The following is a 20,318-nucleotide window of genomic DNA, read 5'->3' on the forward strand; positions in this document are numbered from 1 at the left end:
GCTACCAGCGCTCAGTCCGCATGCCGATAGCCGCCAAGGCCACCATCGCCGCGCTGGCGGTGCGCAAAACCTCCGGGCCCAATTTGATAGGAACGGCCCCAGCCTCGCGCAGGGTTGTCAGCTCATTTTCCCCGATTCCGCCTTCGGGGCCGACCAGGAGGAAGACCTCGCCGCGCAAGTCCACCTCGCGGATGGATTCGGTGGCTTCCTCGTGCAGGACTAACACGCGCGCGGATTCTGCGCGCTCTGCTAGCTCCGCAACCAATTGGCGGGTAGTCAGCGGGCCGCGGATCTGCGGGATGCGGTCTCGCCGAGATTGCTTTGCGGCCGCTTCGGCTGCGGCCTGCCATTTGGTTATGGCCTTCGGCGCCTTCTTCCCGTCCCACTTGGCCACGCAGCGATCCGCCTGCCAGGCGATGATCTCATCCGCCCCGGCCTGTGTAGCCAGGTCAACGGCTAGCTCGGCGCGCTCGGATTTGGGAATCGCCTGCACCACGGTTACCCGCGGATTCGGCTCCGGTAGCTGGGTAACGGACTCGACGGTGCCGGTTAAGTGGTCCTTGCCCGAGGTCTCGGTGACGGTGAGGGTAAGGCGGATACCGGTGCCATCGATAAGCGCCAGCTTCTCCCCCTGCTGCATCCGCTTGACCGTCACGGCGTGGCGCGCCTCGGGTCCAGACAGCGTGATGCTGTCTCCGGCCTGGGCGGCAGAGAGATCTGGGTGGATGAAGACGGGCAGCGACATTAGCGGCGGAACTTATCGCGCAGGCGGGTAAAGAACGAGTCTTCCTGCCCGTCGCTGGCGGTGCGCACGCGGGCGCCCTCATCGCGGGTATTGCGGATCTTTTCCAGCGCCTCGCGACTCTTGCGGTCCAGATCCTTGGGAACAACCACATCCACGTGGGCAAAGAGGCTGCCGTAACCGTCGGTGCGCAGGCGTGGCATGCCCGCGCCTTCCACCTTGATCGACTCGCCCGGCTGGGTGCCCGGCTCGATATCGATGGTGAGCTCTTCGCCGTTGAGCTGGTCGATGGTGAAATTGGTGCCCAGCGCTGCATCGATCATCGGCACGTGCACGGTGACGTTCAGGTCATCCGCATTGCGCTGGAAGACCTCGTGTTCCTGGGTGTGCACCTCCACGTAGAGGTCACCTGCAGGGCCACCGCCGTGGCCGACCTCGCCCTGGGAAGCCATGCGGATGCGCATGCCATCGTTGATACCAGCCGGGATGGACACCGTGAGATCGCGGCGCTTTTTCACGCGGCCATCGCCGGCGCACTGGTTGCAGGGATCCTCAATGATTTCGCCAAAGCCCTGGCACTTCGGGCACGGGCGGGTGGTCATCACATTGCCCAAGAAGCTGCGCTGCATCTCCTGGATTTCGCCCATGCCGTTGCAATTATCGCAGGTGACGGGCTTGGACTTGGAGTTTGAGCCGGTACCGCCGCAGGAATCACACAGCACCGCGGTATCGACGGTGACCTTCTTCTTCAGGCCGGTATAGGCCTCTTCGAGGGTAATCCGGGTGCGCAGGAGGGCATCGTTGCCGGGCTGCACGCGCGACTTTGGCCCGCGGGATCCGCCGCCGGCGCCACCGCCGAAGAACTCGGCGAAGATATCGCCTAAGCCACCGCCGCCGAAGCCGCTAAATCCGCCGGCACCGGCGCCAGCGCCACCGCCGCCTTGCTCCATGGGATCGCCGCCCATGTCGACGATCTGGCGCTTTTGTGGATCCAGCAAAACTTCCTGGGCAACCGAGGCCTCGCGAAATTTCTCCGCCGCTGCCTCATCATCCGGGTTCACATCCGGGTGATACTTGCGGGCCAGCTTGCGGTACGCCTTCTTAATTTCCTGGTCCGTTGCGTCCTTATCAACACCGAGGATGCCGTAATAGTCACGAGCCACTGTTAGAGATATTCCTTCTCGATCGTTTTGTTGGTATTACCTTGCAAAAATTTATGTAGCGACCGGCTAGTCTACTCGCACTACTCGCCGGCCAAAATTTCACTCACGTATTGTGCAACAGCAGAGACCTTAGAGATTGTTCCCGAATAGTCCATAAACGTCGGCCCCACCACACCAAGGCCGCCAAGCGTCGCCGCCTGTCCCCCGGTTCCAAAACCATACCCGGCGGCAACGACGGAGGCATCGCGCAGTTGATCCTCCTCGTTTTCGTCCCCGATCACCACGGAAACATTGCCTAAGTCCGGTACGCGCGCCAGCAATTTCAACACGACGACCTGTTCTTCTAAAGCCTCGATAATTTTGGGCAGCCCCTCCGGAAATTCGCGGGCGACGCGGGTGAGGTTGGAAGTCCCCGCCATAATCAAGCGATCGGATGGCTGTTCCACCAAGGTTTCAATGAGCGTGGTCGCCACCTTAAGCACGTGGTGGCGGATATCCAGCGGAGCGTCATCAACGAGGTGGGCGAGCTCCACGGAGGCATCAGTAAGCGTCTTGCCCACCAGCGCATTATTGACGATGTCCCGCAGCCGATACGTCTGGTCTTGATCAATGACCTCATCTAGTTCCACGTTGCGCTGATCCACGCGGCCGTTATCCGTAATCAGCACCAGCAGCACCCGAACCGGGGACAACGTGACGACCTCGCAGTGCTTGACGCGCGAGACCTTCAAATTAGGCAGCTGCACCACGGCCGCCTGCTCAGTGACCTGGGCCAAAAGCTGCACGGAGCGGCGCAGCACATCTTCGAGGTCTACCCCGCCTTCCAAGAAGTTCAGCATCGCTTTGCGCTCTGGGGTAGAAAGCGGCTTGACCTCGTGCAGAGAATCAACGAACTGCCGGTAGCCCTGCTGCGTGGGAACGCGCCCGGAACTGGCATGCTGCTGCGAAATCAGCCCCTGCGATTCCAGCACGGCCATGTCATTGCGGATGGTCGCGGAAGAAACGCCCAGCCGGTAGCGCTCTACCAGCGTTTTGGAGCCCACGGGTTCCTGGGAGGCAATGTAATCCGCAACGATAGCCCGCAGGACTTCCTTGCGGCGGGCATCAGTTGAGGTAGACACTTCTCAGCGCTCCTATTCTCTGCGGGTTAGTTTCCGTCGATGTGCCGGCGTCTTTCTATAAATACAGCATAAATCCAGCGCCAATCTTGAAAGTCTAACAAGAATAAGCCCGAATAAGGGGTTTTGCTGGTTCAGGGGCAAATATAAGGGATTTCTGACGGCGGCTAGGACTCTTCGGCGATTAGGAGATCGGAGACGATGCCATCGGCAAGCAGGCGGCCAGGCTTGGTCACTCGCACGCGCTGGCCGGCGCGCTCGAGCAGGCCGCGGTCGATGAAGTCCTCCAATGCCGGGGCAGCGTGGACATCGAGCCAGGATTCTGGGATGCCCTCGCGCAGGCGCAGGCCCAGCATCACCTTTTCCATGTGGCGATCGGCACCGGTTAGGGTTTCACTGTCTTTGATGGGCAGCTCGCCGTTTCCTAACGTTTGGATATAGCGATTGGGGTGCTTGACGTTATAGAAGCGCTCGTCGCCTAGGTGGGAGTGCGCACCAGGACCTGCGCCCCACCAGTTGCCGTCCACCCAATAGATACGGTTGTGCTCGCATTCGCCGCCGGGCAGCGACCAATTGGAGACCTCGTACCACTCGAAGCCGGCGCCTTCGAGGGTGGAAGAAATCATTTCATAGCGCCTGGCCAGCACGTCTTCATCCGGGGCGGGCAGCAGCCCCTTATTCACCTTGCGGGCCATGCGGGTGCCGTCTTCTACGATGAGCGAGTACGCGCTGACGTGGTCGACACCGGTCTCGAGCACGCGGTCCAAGGTCTCGCGGACGTTATCGTCGGTTTCAGTCGGCGTGCCATAGATCATGTCGAGGTTGACGTGCTGGAAGCCTGCTTCCCGGGCCTCGCGCGCGGCGGCGAAGGCGCGTCCGGGGGTGTGGGCCCGCTCGAGCACCTGGAGCACGCTGTGCGAGGCGGACTGCATGCCGAGGCTGATGCGGTTAAAGCCGGCATCGGCAAGCGCGGCAAAGTACTCCGGCGAGGTGGACTCCGGGTTGGACTCGGTGGTGACCTCGGCGCCTGGGCTAAGCCCAAAGGTAGAACGCACCGTATCCAAAATGCGGCTCAGGCCCTGCCCGCCCAGGAGCGAAGGCGTGCCGCCGCCGATGAAGACCGTATCCGCAGTGCGCCCCACGCGGCCCGCCGCCATCTCCAGCTCCTTGTCCAAGGCATCGAGGTAAGGGCCGGTGAGATCGCGCGGGCTGCCCAACTCGCCGGGGGTATAGGTATTGAAATCGCAATAACCGCAGCGGGTAGCGCAAAAGGGAACGTGGATATACAGCCCGAATGGTTCAGTCATGAATCAAACCCTAATAGGCGGGGAACAAAATGGCCGAAATGGGTGTTAAACATGTAGTATATTGCCAACTTCCCGCGTATAGAAAGGTACCTTCAGTGGAGCCTCCCAGTCGATGTCCCCGCCACCTTATAGGCGGTGGGGAGTAACTCATGTTATCGGCTATTGTGATTATCCTGGCAGGCTTTGTCGTCATCGGGCTCATCATCGTCGCGAACGCCTACTTCGTGGCGCAAGAGTTTTCATTCATGTCCGTGGACCGCACCCAATTGCGGTCCATGGCCGCTGAAGGTGATAAATCCGCCCAGCGCGCGCTCGACATCACCAAGCGCACCTCCTTCATGCTTTCCGGCGCGCAGCTCGGTATTACCATTACCGGCCTGCTTATTGGTTATGTGGCAGAGCCCCTAGTGGGCCAGGGCCTTGGCGTGCTGCTTGGCGGAGTGGGAATTCCCACCGGCGTGTCCGTGGCTATCGGCACCATCGCGGCGCTATTTATTTCCACCATCGCCACGATGCTCTTTGCGGAGCTTTTTCCTAAGAACTACACCATCGCCGCGCCCATGAAAACGGCACTGCGCCTGGCCGCATCCACGCAGTGGTACCTGCGCATTTTCGGCTGGCTCATCCGCTTTTTCGAGTATTCCTCCAATGCGATTTTGAAGCTCTTTCGCATCGAGCCGGTAGAAGACGTCGACTCTTCCGCTACTGCCGATGACCTCGAATCCATCGTGGATTCCTCGCACGAAACCGGCGTCTTGGATGAGGACACGTACATGGTTTTGGACCGTTTGCTCGACTTTCCCGAGCACGACGTCGAGCACGCCATGATCCCCCGCTCCCGCGTGGACGTCATTGACCCCGGCACCACCCTGGGTGAGGTGCGCGAATTGATGTCTGAAAACCACACGCGCTACCCCGTCATCGATGATGAGCACAACCCCATCGGCGTGGTGCATCTTTTCGATGTCCTGGGATCCGATCTCCCTGCCGCCACCAGCGCCACCGCCATCATGCGCGAGCCCCTGGTGGTTCCGGAGCTTATGCCGCTTCCCGATGTCGTTGATGAGCTGCGCGGCGAAGAACAAAAGCTGGCCTGCGTCATCGATGAGTACGGCGGATTCGTCGGCATCGTCACCATGGAGGACCTGGCCGAGGAGATTCTTGGCGATGTCACCGATGAGCACGATATCGAGGAAACCGAAGAAATCACCGAGCAGGACGAATCCCACTGGCTGGTCGATGGCGATACGCCGCTGGATGAAATCGAGCGCGCCATTGGCCATGATCTTCCAGAGGGCGATTTCGAAACCATCGCCGGCCTGCTCATCGCGCACGCCGGCGCCCTGCCGGAGGTAGGCGAAGTCCACACCATCGCCCTGGAGGCAGAGCCGGATGACTGGGTGGATCAGGATGAAGCACCCACCCGCTCCATCCGCATGCGCGTAGATGATGTGGACCGCCACGTGCCATCCTCCCTGGCCATCGAGCTAATTGAGGATTATGTACACGACAGCGACGATGAAGAGGAGGAGGCATAATGACCGATACGTGGTGGTTCAACCTCATCGTCACGCTGCTCATTATTGCGGCATCCGGTTTCTTCGTGGTCATCGAGTTTTCCCTCATGGGCTCGCGCCGCAACCGGCTTGAAGAAAACGCGGAATCCTCGCGCACCGCCCGCGCCGGCCTGCGCTCGCTTAATGAGCTGACCATTATGTTGGCGGGCGCGCAATTGGGCATTACCGCCGCCACCTTCGTGCTCGGCGCCGTGACCAAGCCCTGGGTCCATCACCTCCTGATGGCCCCGCTAGAGGCCCTTGGCCTGCCGCTGGGCATTGCCGATGTCGCCAGCTTCATCCTCGCCCTGTTCATCGTCACCTTCCTGCACCTGGTGCTGGGTGAAATGGCGCCCAAGTCCTGGGCCATCGCCCACCCAGAATCCGCCCTGCAGGTCATTGCTATCCCCGCCCGCGGGTTCGTGTGGGTCTTCCGCCCGCTGCTGAAGTGGATTAACACGATGGCCAATAAATTGGTGGCCATGACGGGTGAGGAACCGGTCGACCGCGCCGGCGCCGCCGGCTACGACGCCGAGACGCTGCGCACCTTGGTCGAGCATTCCCGCGAGACCGGCGCGCTTGACGATAATTCCGCCAACCAAATTTCCGATGTCATCGAGCTCGAGAACTCCACGGTGGGCGCCATGGCGCGCGCCCACGGCTCCGAGGTCGTTCCCCTGCCTTCCGATGCCACCGTGGAACAACTCCAAGAGCTCGTCCTGCGCAAAAACATCATGCGCGTGCTCGTCTTCCCCAAGGATTCCCGCGTTCCCCGCGTAGTGCACGTGCGCGATACCCTCATGGCGGATCCCGATACCCCAGTCCTCGAATTCTCCCGCGCCCCGATCTCCGTCTCTTCCGCCACCACCGTGCAAAAGACGCTCGATCACATGCGCTCCCGCAATGAGCAGCTCGTCGTCGTGGGCAAGGCGGATAAGGACAAGGCCGTGTGGATCCTTACCTGGGATGACATCATGGGCCAGCTGTGGCCGCAGATTACCGAGCAGCTGGACAAGGTCGCCCCTCCCCCAGCGGTATAACTGTCTCGCCGAACCAACCAACCCGTTGGTTCGGCGCCTAGTAGTTTTATAAACAAAATTCAAAAGATAAACAAGCGTACACAAGCGCGGTGTTTTCTCTGGGCCATTGGAAACACCGGGTGAGCGCATTGTGCGACCACCTCCTCCCCATCTCGCTGGAAGCGGAGGCGCCATCAAGGAGCTCGATGCTGCTTTGTCCCCTTGGTGCCGAATTCGCACTAAGGGGACGCAGCTACGCTACCCATTGTTATCGCAGGTGTGGATAACTTAAGCTCGTGGCGCAACTAAAGCCCCACGATTCACACTTAGTGAAGATTCAACGAGAACTCCACAGCCTGCGCGCGTTTCGGTAGTGGGCATCGTGCTCCTCGTATGTGCTCGAGGGCATGAACCAAGCACTAACTAATATTCCGTCCATCCGGAACAACCATCCCACCTTCTGGCACGACCTCAATAACGGCACCTACCTCAAACTCGCACCCCGCATCGCGGTGCACCGCGACCATTACCACGGTTTGAGCCTGTCCTCTCAGCTGCACCTGCGCGCCATTGCCGCCGCCCGCAGCGCCTATACCGCGGTACTCATTTCCAAATCCGCCGCCCGCCTCCACGGGCTATGGGTGCTTGCCTCCGCCGAAGAAAAAGTGGAAATGGCCCTTCCCCATAACTCTCTGCCGAATAAGGACCGGCGCCATCCAGAACGCATTTACCGCAAAACGAAATTACCCGATCCATTGCTGGTACACGGCGCCCGCACCGTTTCTCCGGCCCGAGCCGTGATCGATATCGCCCGATTCCACGGTTTTCGCGAGGGCCTCATTGCCGCCGATTCTGCCCTGCGCACAGGAATTACGAAGAAAGCTCTTAGGCAGGAATTCGCCCGAATGGGCAGGGTACGCAATAGCGCCGTCGTGCGAGAAGTTATCCACCACAGCTGCGCCGCCTCCCCTTCCCCTTATACCTCCTTTGCCCGCGCCCTGCTCATCCAGGCGGACTTTCCCTGGCCGATGTTTTTCGAGGTTCAGTACGCTGCCCTTCCTGGCATCACCGCGGAGCTGTGCATCAATAAGACCTACGTCATCGACATCGAGACTCCAGGGGGTAGCTACACCGTTGGAGCTACCACCACCGCCGCTGGGCCGCTTGACGACGCTGCAGCCACCGCGATGCCAACGATGAGAGACAAGGCCGGTCAGTCCCGCGACAAGCGCCTGCGCGATGCTGGCTTTACCGTCATACAGTGCTCCCCGCAGCAGTTAGTTCAGCACCCGGAACGCTTCATCTCTGAGGTGACTGCCACTATCTCCGCGCGCCAAAACGCTATACGCTCCCAGCAGTCCCACAACTGAGCCATTCAAAGCTAAAGATGAAGCCATGCAAGGTTCTAGTCCATGCGGGATGGCCATCTAAAAATGCGACGGCCACCGAGAGAGGGAATCTCGGTGGCCGCTAAAATCCCCTTGCCTTAAGCAAGGAAGTCCAAAGGAGCTATGCAGTTGTGGCCCGGCGGGCTGCCTCGCGCTTGGCGCGGACCTTTTCTACGACCGCGGCAATGCGGGCGCGTTCTTCCAGGAATTGCGGCGGGTTATGCCCGCGCATGGAGCGCACGTACGCCGGGTGCGTATCGAGCACGGTGTGCTTCCACGCCTGCACGGCGATGAGTGCGGATTCCCCGGTGCACTTATACAGGTGCGGTAGGGAGACCATGTCGAGGTTGCGGGCGACGGCATCGGTTTGCGCCAGCACGTATTCCACAACCTCGCGGAGGTAATCTGCTACCGCTTGTGTGCGTTGGCGCAGTGCTTCTGCCAATTCATGCACGACGATGGGCTTGGCAATGGGATAGCGCTCGTCCAATAGGCGCGGGGTAAGCTGCTCCGGCTCCTCCGCATCATTCGCGCCAGAAGGAGCGGCAGAAATGGTTCCCGAACGCACGCCAGACACTAGCGCTTGGCGAAGCCCAATTAGCTCACCCACGCAGCGCCCCGAGTCCACGCGGGCATCGTCGACGATATCGCCGAGTTCTGCCAGGCAGTCCATGGACAGTTCCTCATCCCAATCCTCGATTGCTTCAATGAGGTGCTCGAGATATTCCGCGACTTCGTCGCCGATATTATAAATCTCCTGGGTGAGCTCGCGGTGACGCAGCTCGGCGGCGATCTTCTGCATAGGCTTCGAGCCACTCCTTCCGCGGTTTTCATTTTCTAACCTCTAGTAGAGGTTGAGGTTTTCGGCGACGACTCATGACTCTATGCCAGATCGTCTACCGCGAGAGCGCGACACTCCGAAGCGTTTCACAGGTTTATGGCAGGTTCGCGCTTGCGCCATTGTGACCTGCAAGAAGAAAAACACCCGGGGAATAAAATCCCCGGGTGTACCCGTTTGGGCTCTTTCTACCGCTTGTAGATGTGCTCGATGGCGCTGGCATAGCGCTGCGCCACCACGTTGCGCTTGACCTTCATCGTTGGGGTGAGCTCATTTTCATCCTCAGTAAGGTCGCTTTCTAGGATGTAGAACTTCTTGATGCCCTCCGCGTGGGAGACCGTGGAGTTCACCTTGTTGACGGCATCTTGCACCTCGGCGCGCAAGGTAGCGTCGGTAGCAATTTCGCTCATAGAACGGTTTTCGGGGATATTGTGGTCCAATTTCCACCGCTTGAGGATGTCCGGGTCCAAGGTAATAAGCGCTCCCACGAACGGCTTACCATCGCCTACAACCATGGCCTGCGAAATCAGCGGGTGGCCGCGCAGGATATCCTCCATCGGCCCAGGAGATACATTCTTGCCGCCCGCGGTGACAATCAAGTCCTTCTTGCGGCCGGTAATGGTGAGCTTGCCATCATCGTCGATTTCGCCCAAATCACCGGTGTTGTACCAGCCATCTTCAAAGGCTTCCTCCGTGGCCTCGGGGTTATTCCAATACCCTTCGAAGACCATGCCGCCCTTGATGCAGACCTCGCCGTCATCGTTAATACGCAGGGTAACCCCGCCCAGCGGCGGTCCGACGGTACCGATGGATTGGTCCACGTAGTCCACGGCAGCGGCCGCGGCGGTCTCGGTCAGGCCGTAGCCTTCATAAACGGGAACTCCGATGCCGCGGAACCAATGCAATAAATCGTGGCCCATCGCGGAACCGCCGGTAATGCAGTACCGAACATTGCCGCCCACGCCCTGGCGGATGGTGGAATAGACCAGCTTGTCAAAGAGCTTGTGCTTGATTTTCAGCAGGCGGTCTGGACCTTCCGGCGTATCGAGTGCCTTGGAGTATTCGATGGCAATCTTTTCGGACTGCTCAAAAAGGAAGCTCTTGATGCCAGAATCCGCAGCCTTCGAGGCCGCAGAGTTACGGACCTTTTCAAATACGCGCGGCACGCCCAAAATCACGTTAGGGCGAGAGCGGGCGAACTCGATGGAGATGGTGGAAAAATCGGACCAGTGGTTCTGTGAAGCACCGCGAATAGCCACGGCAATCGAAACGGCGCGGGAGAAGACGTGGGCCAAGGGCAAAAACGTCAGCGTATGGCTGCCCGGCACGGCGAATACGCCGATGGGATTGGTGGTCAGCGCCCTAGCTTCCGAGAGCCAGTTCCGGTGCGTCAGGATGCAGCCCTTCGGGCGGCCGGTGGTGCCGGAGGTATAAACCAAGGAGGCCAGATCATCGGTATTGGTGGCGGCGATGCGGGCAGACACCTCATCGGTGCCAACGCTGCGGCCTTCGAATTTCAAGGTATCGATGGCGGAGGAATTAATCTCCAATACGCGCCGCAGCTGCGATGGCGAGCCCTTCAAATTCGGTTCCCCATCGTCTTGTAGAACTAGGTTTTCAACCAATTCGGAGTGCTCGCGGGTTTCGGTAATAGCCAGCACCGCACCGGAATCCTCGATAATCCAGCGCACCTGGGAGGCGGACGAGGATGGATAGACCGGAACCGATGCCGCGCCGGCTGCCCAAATGGCGTAGTCCAGCAGGGACCATTCGTAACGGGTAGCAGAAATGAGGGCGATGCGATCGCCCTGCTCCACGCCTAGCGCGATTAAGCCTTGAGCTACTTCAAAGACCTCATCGATAAACTCTCTACCGGTGACATTGACCCACTCATAATTAGCGGGCCGGGTAAACATGACGCCGTGCGGACGCTTCTTCGCGGTATCCATCAGGGCGGTGAGGCAGGTTTCCCCCGGCTCAATGGTAAATTCCGCCGGAGTGTGCACTTGTTGCAGGGTCACGCGATGTCCTTTCGCACAGCTAATAATAATCTGTGCCTACTGTACCAACCGGATGGCTTATCAACGCGTTTCACCCACGATCGAAGCGGTAATTATTCAGGGCTAATAGCACCAGAGTGGTCCATTTATTGGAGCAATCCACCAGTTTGTCCTAGGGCCACAGGCTGCCGATGAGCGCAACGATGAGAACTAACGCAATCATGGACCACAGCGTGAGCGAGACCCGGGATTTGGGCAGGGCGCGCTTGCGGCGAACGGGCTGAGAGGTGCCGGCAACCGGCGGGTTTGCAGCGCGCTCATCTTTTTTGCGCTCTGGATCCCATAGGCCTTCGCGGGGATCTACTGGCTGGATCCTATCCGAGCTGGCGCCGGGCACGTCGCCGCTCGCTGCGTTATCGCCCGCGCCCTCCGAATGTTGTTCAGCCATGGTCTTTTACTGTAGTGCCGCGATTGCGAAACTGGGAAATTAGGGCGGCGCTGCGGTCCACGGCCCACATCAGGCACCAGGCCAGCCCAATCATGATGGGAACCACGATGATGACCACGATAATCATCTGTACCCACACAGGCGCCTGCACCAAGAACTGCGAAAATGCGCTGCTCACGTCAGTCAACCACTCCATGGATCCTTATATTACTGCCCCACGGTAATCTGGCAGGTATGTCGAGCGCACAGATACCCGTCACCATTGCCACCCCATCTGGACGTATCACCGGCTTTAGCCGCGATGGCCTCTCCTACTTTCATTCGCTGCGCTTTTGCGAAATACCTAGCCGCTTCGCCCCAGCGCGGCCGCTGGATGAGGCCCTCGACCAGGATGCGCGCACACCACAGCCGGATGAGGTAGCGCTCAGCATTACTACCCCGGAAAACGCGGCGGATTGCCCCGTGGTGGTCTATATCCACGGGGGAAGTTTTGAAGGCGGCTCGCATGAGGATGAGCGGGTGCCAGGCACGGTAACGGCCCGCAAGGGCATCATCCAAGTCCGGGTGGGCTACCGCGTGGGCCTGGCCGGGTTCGCCCGCTTTGCCGACGATGAGGCGGACCGCTACCGCGGCATCGATGACTGTGTGCTGGCGTTGGAGTGGCTGCAGGACAATATCGAATCCTTTGGCGGGGATAAAACGAATATCACCCTGGTAGGCCAGTCCGCCGGCGCGGCGATTAGCCTGTGGCTTGCCCGGCGCGATCACTACCGCGGTGCTTTCCGGCGCGTCCTGGCCCTCTCGCCTGCCTACCCCCGCGATACCTTTGAGCACCGCGTGGCGGGGTTGCACAGGTACCTCTCGGTACCCATTGAGCGCAGCGCCCTGGAATCACTGTCGCCCAAGGCATTAGATAAGGGCTACCAAAAGTTCCGCAAGAAGCACCGCTATGACTTGGCCCTTGGCCCGGCGCCGATGCAGGCATCTGAACTGGCGGATATCCCCATCGTGGTGAGCTCCACCCGAGATGAGTTTTACGATCTTCCGGCCGGCAAGCGCATCGATAATATGGCCCTGGGCAAGTTCATTTGTAACTACCTTTCCCTGCGCTTCGGCTTCCCGCACGGGCGATACACGCAATGGCGCCAGCTCGCGCAGTACGTGGACCCGGACCGCCTCATGGGCCGGATGATCGGCGATTCCCTCGTTCGCCGCTGGACGGCACAGGTAGCCTCCGGCGCACCGGGACCAACCTGGATGATGGAATTTACGAGGAAGCTCAAGCCGGCACTGCACTGCGATGAGCTCTACCCGCTCTTCAGCACTGACTGCGAGCTGAATGAGTGGCTCTGTCATTTCGCTACGACCGGCGAGCCGGGCTTCCCCCGCTATGGCAGCGACCACCGCGTGCTCGAATTTGATTTGGATACCGGGGATCGGCGCATCGCCTATGCCACCCTGGATTACGTGGCGGCGGCGTTTTATGAGGAGGACTAACTGCTGCTGCGCCTACGGCTGAAGCGCCGTGCGCAATTCAGCTTCTGCCAGTTCCTCGCACATCCACGGGCTAAATACCGCCGGCACGGCATCGGCCGCGGCGATAAGCCGGGCGGGATCGACCCATTCCCAGGAGTCGACCTCGTCCGGGTTCGGCTGCCACTGCGCCTGGGAGTCGAGCTCTACGCAGTAGACGGGGCAGATTTCATTTTCCACCAGGCCGGAAGAATCCACCGCGCGGTAGGAAAAGGTGGGCAGAACCTCGCGCAGGTTGGATAGCCCATCCGCGGGAATGCCTAGCTCGAATTCGGCGCGGCGAATGACGGCATCGGCAGTCGCTTCTCCCGGGCCAGGATGCCCGCAGAAGGAATTGGTCCACACGCCAGGCCAGGTTTGTTTGCTCAGCGCCCGGCGGGTGATGAGTACCTTTCCTTGGCAGGTAACCCACGCGGAAAAGGCAAAGTGCAAGGCGGTGTCGGTGGTATGCACCTCGGATTTGAGGGCAATACCAATGGCTTTTCCATCAGTACCCGCCAAGACTACCCGTTCCGTCATAGGTTCAGATCCCCCACCCACGTGACATTTCCAATATGCAGGCGGGCATTCCAGAGGTTGCCCGGCGCGACATCGTAGCGGTATTGCAGGTTGACCGAGGCGCCCGCGCCTAACGGGTGATCGAGGCCCGGGGGTTCCACGCCAGGCGCGGAGTTCTCGTCATACGGCAGGGCTTTTACCTTAGACCAGCCGCCATTCCCGTCGGCGCGCTCAAGGACGGGGTCATCGAAGGCATCGGTGGGCAGGGCCATTTCGTTTTCGTTCTTGAGCAAAATGGTTACCACGGAGCCGCCGGAATTATTGTCCGTATACACTCCTTGCAGCTCCCAGCTGACACCGAGGCCGGCATCTTTGACCGGGCTCGCCAGGTTGGAAGTGACTTCCTTATCGTCGGTGTCTTCCGCTTGATAAGGCGCTTCTTCTGAGCTGGAGACGGTGATATTGTCCCCCAACCCGGTCTCTTCCGGCTGGAGAATGCTGCATCCGGCCAGGGTCACGGCGAGAAGGCTGACCACGCCTGCGCCTAAAGTGTGAGAAATTTTCACCGTGGATGGATCCTTTGCACGCGAAGATTACTTTATTTCTGCACAGATACCTTAGCCGAAAGCCCGCCCAAGGTATGCATCTGGGCTGCGCGCCGTGGCGTGTGGCATACTGGACTGTCTCTTTTAGGTACTCTACTTCCCTACGCGTCTTTGAATTGAGCATCCCTCCATGAAATCCCTCGTACGCATTACCCGCAGCGCATCTGCTCTGTGGCCCTATTATCTCGGCGTGTTGCTCGCAGCGACAGTCACCGCCGTCCTTGCGTTGATTTCACCCTTCCTCACCAGGGAAGCCACCGACATCATCGTTGAGGCCCTCCAAACAAGCGAGCCGCTTGGCGATGCCCTTCGTTCCGTCCTTTTGCTCGCCCTCGCCCTCTTCCTGGCTGATGCCGCCAATGCCCTATTCCGCAATGTCGGCAGCTACATCGGCGATGTCATGGTCTCGCGCTTGCGCCAGATTTTATCCAACCGCTACTTTGCCAAGCTCTTGGCGCTGCCGCAGGGCTATTACGATAATCAGGTCACCGGCACCATCATCGCCCGGCTGGATCGCTCCATTGCGAATATCACGCAGTTTATTCAGTCCTTTGCCAATAACTTCTTCACGATGATCATCCAGACCATCGCGGTATTGGCCATTACCGCCTGGTACTACTGGCCGCTGACCATCTTATTGGCGCTGCTTTTCCCCATTTATATGTGGCTGACCGCGCTGACCTCGAAGCGCTGGCAAAAATTTGAGGCCATTAAAAACGAAAACATCGACCAAGCAAATGGCCGCTTCGCCGAGGTCATAGGCCAGGTCAAGGTCACCAAATCCTTCGTCGCCGAATCCCGCGAGCTGAACCACTTTGCCCAGCGCTATGGCACCGTGGTCGATACCACGCGGCCGCAGTCCCGCTGGTGGCACATGATGGATACCTTCCGCGGCATCGCCATGGCCGTGATCTTTTTAGGCATCTATGCGGTCATCTTCTGGCGCACCCTTGAAGGCCACTTCTCCATCGGCGATATGGTCATGCTCTTGCAGATGGTCACCATGGCTAAGCAGCCCGTATTCATGATGAGCTGGATGATCGATACGGCCCAGCGCGCTATCGCCGGCTCGCGCGACTACTTCAGGGTCATGGAAGAAGACCTAGAGCCCACCGCGTCGCGCGAGCTGGTCGCCGCCATCACGGACTCCGGCACCCCCGATCTGAACCTCACCCCTATTACTCCATTGGAGCCCACTCCCGGCGCGCCGGTCTTTGCCTTTGATGATGTTTCCTTTGCCTATGAAGAGGGAAAGCCCGTCGTCACAAATATCTCCTTTAGCGCACACGAGGGCCAGAAGGTCGCGCTCGTGGGTGAATCGGGCGGCGGTAAATCCACCCTGGTCAACCTGCTGCTGGGCCTGTACCACCCCTCGGCTGGTCACCTCGATGTATTGGGCCACCGCGTCGATGACCTCACCGCGTCGCGCCTGCGCGCGTCCGTCGGCGTGGTCTTCCAAGAGTCCTACCTCTTTTCGGGCACCATTCGGGACAATATTGCCTATGGCAAGCCCGGGGCCGCGGAGGAAGAAATCGTGGATGTGGCCAAGCGCGCCAATGCCCATGACTTCATTGAGGCCTTCCCGGATGGTTATGACACGGTCATCGGCGAGCGCGGGCTGAAGCTTTCCGGCGGGCAGAAGCAGCGCGTTTCCGTCGCGCGCGCCATGTTAAAAGATGCACCCATCTTGGTGCTCGATGAGGCCACCTCCGCGCTGGATACCAAGGCCGAACGCGCCGTCCAGGCCGGCTTGGACGAGCTGATGAAAGATCGGACCACGCTGATTATCGCGCACCGCCTATCCACCATCGCGGATGTGGATACCATCGTCACGCTAGAGGCAGGGCGGATTGATGAAATGGGCTCGCCTGCCGAGCTCGCGCAATCCGGTGGTATTTATGCCGAGCTGCTCAAGCTCACCCAATCCAGCTCCGCCGCGGACCGCCGCCGGCTGAAAAAGTACGGCTTTGTTACCGGGGCCGATTCCCGCAACGAGCACGGCGAAGAAAGTGAATAAATCCACTGGGACTGCTGCGCTTAAAGCGTTAAGCTTGTGTGCATGCAGTTTCCTAGCCTAGAAGAGTTGCAAGCCCGCGGAACCCGCAAGTGGACCGTCTTTGATGAGGACGTCCTCCCGCTGTGGATCGCGGAGTCCGATTTTCCCACCGCTCCCACCGTCAAAAAGGCGCTGCAGGAGATGGTGGATAATGAAACCTTCGGCTATACCCCCTCCCCCAAGGCCTCGGGGCTGCGAGAGGCAGTCGCCGATTTCTATGCGGAGCGCTACGACTGGCGCCCCAATGCCGATCACATCTTCTGGATAGGCGATGTCGTCCGCGGCCTCTTGCTCGGCGTGCAGTACTTTACCCGCGATGATTCCCCCGTCATCGTGCCCGTGCCCTCCTACCCACCGCTGCTAGAGCTCCCCCGCACGGCGGGGCGCGAAAAGATCGAAACCAGCCTCGAGCTAGAGGAAATCGAGCAAGCCTTCAAGGACGGCGCCGGTTCCATTCTCTTAGCCAACCCCTATAACCCGCACGGCCACGTTTTGTCGGAGGACTACCTCCGCGGGCTGGTGGAGTTAGCGGAGAAATACGATGCCCGCATCTTGGCCGATGAAATCCATGCCCCGCTGGTTTATGAAGGAAAGCATATCCCGGTGGCATCGCTAAGCGAGGAAGCAGCGCAGCGCACAATTACCGTCACCGCCACCTCCAAGGCCTTTAATACTGCAGGCCTCAAGTGCGCGCAGATCATCTTTTCCAATGCCGCCGATGCCCAGAAGTGGAACGGGCTTACCGGCGTGGCCAAAGACGGTACCGGCACCTTGGGCGTGCTGGCCGCCGAGGCCGCCTACCGCCACGGCGGAAGTTTCTTGGACGAGGAAATTGAGTACCTGCGCGAGACCCGCGACTGGCTGGTAGAAGAACTGCCGCAGCGCATCCCTGGGCTAAAGACCTCACAGCCGCAGGCCACCTACCTGTTGTGGCTGGACTTTTCCGATACCGCCATCGCCGGCAATCCCCAGCCCGCCAAGTGGCTGCGCGAAAACGCCCGCGTGGCTCTCAACGAGGGCGACACCTTCGGCACCGGCGGCCCCGGCCACGCGCGGTTGAACTTCGCCACTTCCCGCGAGATCCTCGGCGAGGCACTCGACCGCATGGAAAAGGCCTTCGCCGAGCTCGACTAGCTCCCCCCCCTTTCTCCTCGCCCCATCGCACCCGCGATGGGGCATTTATTGTATTTTCACCATGCTTTGATTTCTCAACAGGTGGGCAGTAATATCTCATTACACGAATAGTCCCTATAGGGCTACAGAATTCGCATTCTCGTTCGCGCCCCGCCACCACAGCTCTCGGCGCGGCCGATGGTTTTAGTACGCAATGTTAAGGAGCCAGGATGGCTACCACCACCGCCTCAGGCACCCCCAAGAGCAAGGCCACCGTTGTCATTGCTTCGCTCATGCTCTTTTCGATGTTCTTCGGCGCCGGCAACCTCATTTTCCCGCCTATGGTGGGCGTGTCCGCCGGCACCAACTTCTGGCCCGCCGTGCTGGGCTTCCTCGCCGCCGGCGTGCTCTTGCCCGTCCTAGCCATCATCGCGGTCGCGATTTCCGGCCGCTCCGTGCGCGACCTAGGCGCGAATGGCGGCGCTATCTTCGGCGTGGTCTTTTCCGCCATGGCCTACCTGTCCATCGGCGCTTTCTACGCGCTCCCGCGCACCGGCGCGGTCTCCATGGAAACGGCGATTACTCCCCTGTTGGGCTGGGAAGGCACCATGGCCAGCGGTGCATTCAATACCGTATTCTTCCTCATCGCGCTCGGCCTAGCGTGGAAACCCAATTCCATCATCGATACGCTGGGCAAATTCCTCACCCCGGCCCTGGTTGCGCTGCTGGTCGTCCTCATTACCTTGGCGGCGCTGAATCACCCACGCGATCCCCAGATGCCCACTGAAGATTACGTCTCTTCCCCTATGGTCACCGGCCTTTTCGAAGGCTATAACACCATGGACGCCATCGCTGGCTTGGCCTTTTCTATCGTCATCGTGGGTTCCCTGCGCTCTAAGGGCTTTAAGACCCAAAAGTCCCTGGTGAAGGGCACCATCACCGCAGCGTTGGTCGCCGGTGTCCTGCTTGCCGCCATCTATTTGGGGTTGGCCTGGGTGGGCCAGACCTTGCCCGATGGCCAGTCCTATGAATCCGGTGCGCCGCTGCTTGCCGAGGCCGCCAATCTCACCATGGGCACCTTCGGCCAGGCTCTCTTCTCCGCCATCGTCGTCCTCGCCTGCCTGACCACCGCGGTGGGCCTTATCACCGCGACCTCCGCGTTCTTCGAGATGCTGGTGCCTAAGACGACCTACCACTTGTGGGCCTGCATCTTCACCGCGATGTCCATCCTCTTCGCCTTCCAGGGCCTCGACACCGTGTTGTCCATCGCGGTTCCGTTCATCACCTTCCTGTACCCACCGGCCATCTCCCTTATCCTGCTCACGCTTATCCAGCCGGCGGTAAAGAAGTCCGTCGTGTTCTACTGGACCTACCGCCTGGCACTGTGGGTATCGGTCATCTGGTCCGCCCTGACCGTCATTTCCGCGCAGGGTTGGGGCACTGCCGCCCTGGATCCCGTCTTGTCGCTGTCGCCGGGCCAAGCGGTGGATCTTGGTTGGATCGTGCCGACCGTCATCGCGGCAGTCATTGGCCTGATTGTCGATATCTCCACCAAGGCCGGCGATAAGCACTCCAACTCCGTGACCGCGGCGGCCGATGCCGACGGCGATGCCGTCGTCGATTCCCCGCTCGATGCAGCGGCATCGCCAAAGAGCTAAGTTCTTCTCTCCTTCCACACCCCGCCGTGGGCCCGCATTCCTCGGGTTCTGCGGCGGGGTTTCTGTCTGCGGGCGCACTCCACGCGCAAGAAGCACGGAATAGCGCCACCCCGCGTACCGTTGCACTATAGGTACTATCCCCGCGAGAAAAAGGATTATTTTCCATGACTGATCACGCGCCACTTTCCGTATTGGACTTTTGCACCATCTATGACGGTGAAACCCCTGCCCAATCCATTAACCGGTCAGTGGAATTGGCCCAAGAAGCCGAAAAGCTGGGGTATTCCCGCATGTGGTACACCGAGCACCACAATATGAAGTCCATTATGTCCTCCGCGCCCGCCGTCCTCATCGCGCACATCGGCGCGAAGACGGAGCGCATCCGGTTGGGCTCCGGCGGCGTGATGCTGCCCAACCACTCGCCGTACGTCATCGCCGAGCAGTTCGGCACCTTGGAGGAGATGTACCCGGAGCGCATCGACTTGGGCGTCGGCCGCGCCCCCGGCACGGACATGAATACCTTGGGCCGTGCGCTGCGCCGCGACGGTCAATCCGCCGAGCGTTTTCCAGAAGACGTCAAAGAGCTTAATGCCTACCTAGAGGGCAAGGCCTATATTCCTGGGGTCAGCGCGGTTCCGGGTGCCAATACGAACGTTCCCATCTATATTCTGGGCTCGTCCATGTTCGGCGCTTCGCTCGCGGCAAAGCTCGGCCTGCCCTACGCCTTTGCCTCCCACTTCGCCCCGCAGCACCTCGAGGAAGCAACGACTTACTACCGGGAGAACTTCCAGCCTTCCGAGCGGTTTAGCAAGCCCTACGTCATCGCCGGTGTCAACGTCACCGCCGCCGATACTATGCAAGAAGCGGAGGCCGAATACGAGCGCGTGTGCTTCAACCGCGTGAAGTCCTTCGCCGGCCGCGGCAAGTACCTGACCGACCAGCAGGTAGAGCAAATCATCGAGTCTTACCAAGGCCAGCAAATCCTGGACATGCTGCGCTACTCCGCGGTCGGCACCACCAAGGAAGTCACCGAATATTTGGAGAAGTTCCAAGAGCACGCCAAGGCCGATGAGCTCATGATTTCCCTGCAGTCCAGCTCACACGAGAATGTTATTAAGAACATGCACGTGCTTGCCGAAGGCTGGCAGCTCGATCCAGCCAACGTGGCGGGCACCCCGCGCTAAGCCCCCGCCTCGCTGCGCTACACAGCGCCGCGTTGGGCCGCCCCTCGGCCTCAATGCTGGCCGCGCAGCGCCACCGAATCCGCCGCACAACA

Annotated in this window: 18 protein-coding genes; 8 read left to right on the forward strand and 10 right to left on the reverse strand. The window is 60.1% G+C overall.

Annotated features, from left to right (window positions below; genetic code table 11):
* Nucleotide 1 precedes the first annotated feature (1 nt).
* The 4 genes from ABRP86_RS05460 to hemW form a co-directional block, all read right to left on the reverse strand.
* On the reverse strand, nucleotides 2-745 hold the full coding sequence (locus tag ABRP86_RS05460; RefSeq protein ID WP_284869551.1) for a 16S rRNA (uracil(1498)-N(3))-methyltransferase: 744 nt from the start codon (nucleotides 743-745) through the stop codon (nucleotides 2-4).
* Nucleotides 745-1,905 carry a molecular chaperone DnaJ gene (gene dnaJ / locus ABRP86_RS05465; protein ID WP_023023431.1) on the reverse strand — a complete coding sequence of 387 codons (1,161 nt, stop codon included), beginning with the start codon at nucleotides 1,903-1,905 and terminating at the stop codon, nucleotides 745-747. The genes ABRP86_RS05460 and dnaJ overlap by 1 nt, the downstream gene beginning before the upstream one ends.
* An 80-nt stretch (nucleotides 1,906-1,985) precedes the next feature.
* Nucleotides 1,986-3,026, reverse strand: coding sequence for a heat-inducible transcriptional repressor HrcA (gene hrcA, locus ABRP86_RS05470; protein ID WP_023023433.1), 1,041 nt, complete (start codon nucleotides 3,024-3,026; stop codon nucleotides 1,986-1,988).
* A 164-nt stretch (nucleotides 3,027-3,190) separates the two neighbouring features.
* Nucleotides 3,191-4,330 carry a radical SAM family heme chaperone HemW gene (hemW, locus tag ABRP86_RS05475; protein ID WP_349862921.1) on the reverse strand — a complete coding sequence of 380 codons (1,140 nt, stop codon included), beginning with the start codon at nucleotides 4,328-4,330 and terminating at the stop codon, nucleotides 3,191-3,193.
* A 149-nt stretch (nucleotides 4,331-4,479) separates the two neighbouring features.
* Here hemW and ABRP86_RS05480 point away from each other — a divergent pair, with 149 nt between their 5' ends.
* From ABRP86_RS05480 to ABRP86_RS05490, 3 genes are all read left to right on the forward strand, one after another.
* The gene (locus ABRP86_RS05480) at nucleotides 4,480-5,868 is read left to right on the forward strand and encodes a hemolysin family protein (RefSeq protein WP_349862923.1); all 1,389 of its coding nucleotides are present in this window, start codon (nucleotides 4,480-4,482) and stop codon (nucleotides 5,866-5,868) included.
* Nucleotides 5,868-6,926 (forward strand): CNNM domain-containing protein, encoded by a 1,059-nt coding sequence (locus ABRP86_RS05485; RefSeq protein WP_349862925.1) that lies wholly within the window; start codon nucleotides 5,868-5,870, stop codon nucleotides 6,924-6,926. The genes ABRP86_RS05480 and ABRP86_RS05485 overlap by 1 nt, the downstream gene beginning before the upstream one ends.
* A gap of 386 nt (nucleotides 6,927-7,312) precedes the next feature.
* Nucleotides 7,313-8,275, forward strand: coding sequence for a hypothetical protein (locus ABRP86_RS05490; protein WP_349862927.1), 963 nt, complete (start codon nucleotides 7,313-7,315; stop codon nucleotides 8,273-8,275).
* Nucleotides 8,276-8,414: 139 nt separating this feature from the next.
* On the opposite strand, the gene ABRP86_RS05495 is transcribed toward ABRP86_RS05490, so the two are convergent.
* The 4 genes from ABRP86_RS05495 to ABRP86_RS05510 form a co-directional block, all read right to left on the reverse strand.
* Nucleotides 8,415-9,095 (reverse strand): hypothetical protein, encoded by a 681-nt coding sequence (locus ABRP86_RS05495; RefSeq protein ID WP_005284226.1) that lies wholly within the window; start codon nucleotides 9,093-9,095, stop codon nucleotides 8,415-8,417.
* 224 nt (nucleotides 9,096-9,319) lie between these two features.
* Entirely contained in the window at nucleotides 9,320-11,152 is a 1,833-nt protein-coding gene (locus ABRP86_RS05500) for an AMP-dependent synthetase/ligase (RefSeq protein WP_349862929.1), read from the reverse strand.
* Nucleotides 11,153-11,303: 151 nt separating this feature from the next.
* A complete protein-coding gene (locus tag ABRP86_RS05505) occupies nucleotides 11,304-11,579 on the reverse strand; it encodes a hypothetical protein (RefSeq protein ID WP_005284233.1) in 276 nt (91 codons plus the stop codon).
* Nucleotides 11,572-11,775, reverse strand: a complete 204-nt coding sequence (locus ABRP86_RS05510) for a hypothetical protein (protein WP_284796402.1) — start codon at nucleotides 11,773-11,775, stop codon at nucleotides 11,572-11,574. Before ABRP86_RS05510 ends, ABRP86_RS05505 begins: the two co-directional genes overlap by 8 nt.
* Before the next feature lie 38 nt (nucleotides 11,776-11,813).
* Here ABRP86_RS05510 and ABRP86_RS05515 point away from each other — a divergent pair, with 38 nt between their 5' ends.
* Nucleotides 11,814-13,076, forward strand: a complete 1,263-nt coding sequence (locus tag ABRP86_RS05515; RefSeq protein ID WP_349862930.1) for a carboxylesterase family protein — start codon at nucleotides 11,814-11,816, stop codon at nucleotides 13,074-13,076.
* Between the two features lie 12 nt (nucleotides 13,077-13,088).
* Here ABRP86_RS05515 and idi read toward each other — a convergent pair whose 3' ends face one another.
* Together idi and ABRP86_RS05525 are read right to left on the reverse strand one after the other, a co-directional pair.
* The gene (gene idi, locus ABRP86_RS05520) at nucleotides 13,089-13,631 is read right to left on the reverse strand and encodes an isopentenyl-diphosphate Delta-isomerase (RefSeq protein WP_349862931.1); all 543 of its coding nucleotides are present in this window, start codon (nucleotides 13,629-13,631) and stop codon (nucleotides 13,089-13,091) included.
* Nucleotides 13,628-14,176: a hypothetical protein gene (locus ABRP86_RS05525; RefSeq protein ID WP_284869565.1), complete on the reverse strand. Its 549-nt coding sequence runs from the start codon at nucleotides 14,174-14,176 to the stop codon at nucleotides 13,628-13,630. The genes idi and ABRP86_RS05525 overlap by 4 nt, the downstream gene beginning before the upstream one ends.
* 169 nt (nucleotides 14,177-14,345) lie before the next feature.
* Between ABRP86_RS05525 and ABRP86_RS05530 the strand changes: the two genes are divergently transcribed.
* The 4 genes from ABRP86_RS05530 to ABRP86_RS05545 all read left to right on the forward strand — a co-directional run bounded on the left by ABRP86_RS05530 (nucleotide 14,346) and on the right by ABRP86_RS05545 (nucleotide 20,226).
* Entirely contained in the window at nucleotides 14,346-16,232 is a 1,887-nt protein-coding gene (locus ABRP86_RS05530) for an ABC transporter ATP-binding protein (protein WP_349862932.1), read from the forward strand.
* A 42-nt stretch (nucleotides 16,233-16,274) separates the two neighbouring features.
* Nucleotides 16,275-17,405 carry a MalY/PatB family protein gene (locus ABRP86_RS05535; RefSeq protein ID WP_349862934.1) on the forward strand — a complete coding sequence of 377 codons (1,131 nt, stop codon included), beginning with the start codon at nucleotides 16,275-16,277 and terminating at the stop codon, nucleotides 17,403-17,405.
* Nucleotides 17,406-17,614: 209 nt separating this feature from the next.
* Complete coding sequence (gene brnQ, locus ABRP86_RS05540; RefSeq protein WP_349862936.1) at nucleotides 17,615-19,042, forward strand: branched-chain amino acid transport system II carrier protein; 1,428 nt, start codon at nucleotides 17,615-17,617, stop codon at nucleotides 19,040-19,042.
* Between the two features lie 164 nt (nucleotides 19,043-19,206).
* Complete coding sequence (locus tag ABRP86_RS05545) at nucleotides 19,207-20,226, forward strand: LLM class flavin-dependent oxidoreductase (protein WP_005278049.1); 1,020 nt, start codon at nucleotides 19,207-19,209, stop codon at nucleotides 20,224-20,226.
* The last annotated feature ends 92 nt before the right edge of the window (nucleotides 20,227-20,318 follow it).

It is taken from the genome of Corynebacterium sp. KPL3927, from assembly GCF_040225835.1.
In the GTDB taxonomy this organism is placed as follows: domain Bacteria; phylum Actinomycetota; class Actinomycetes; order Mycobacteriales; family Mycobacteriaceae; genus Corynebacterium.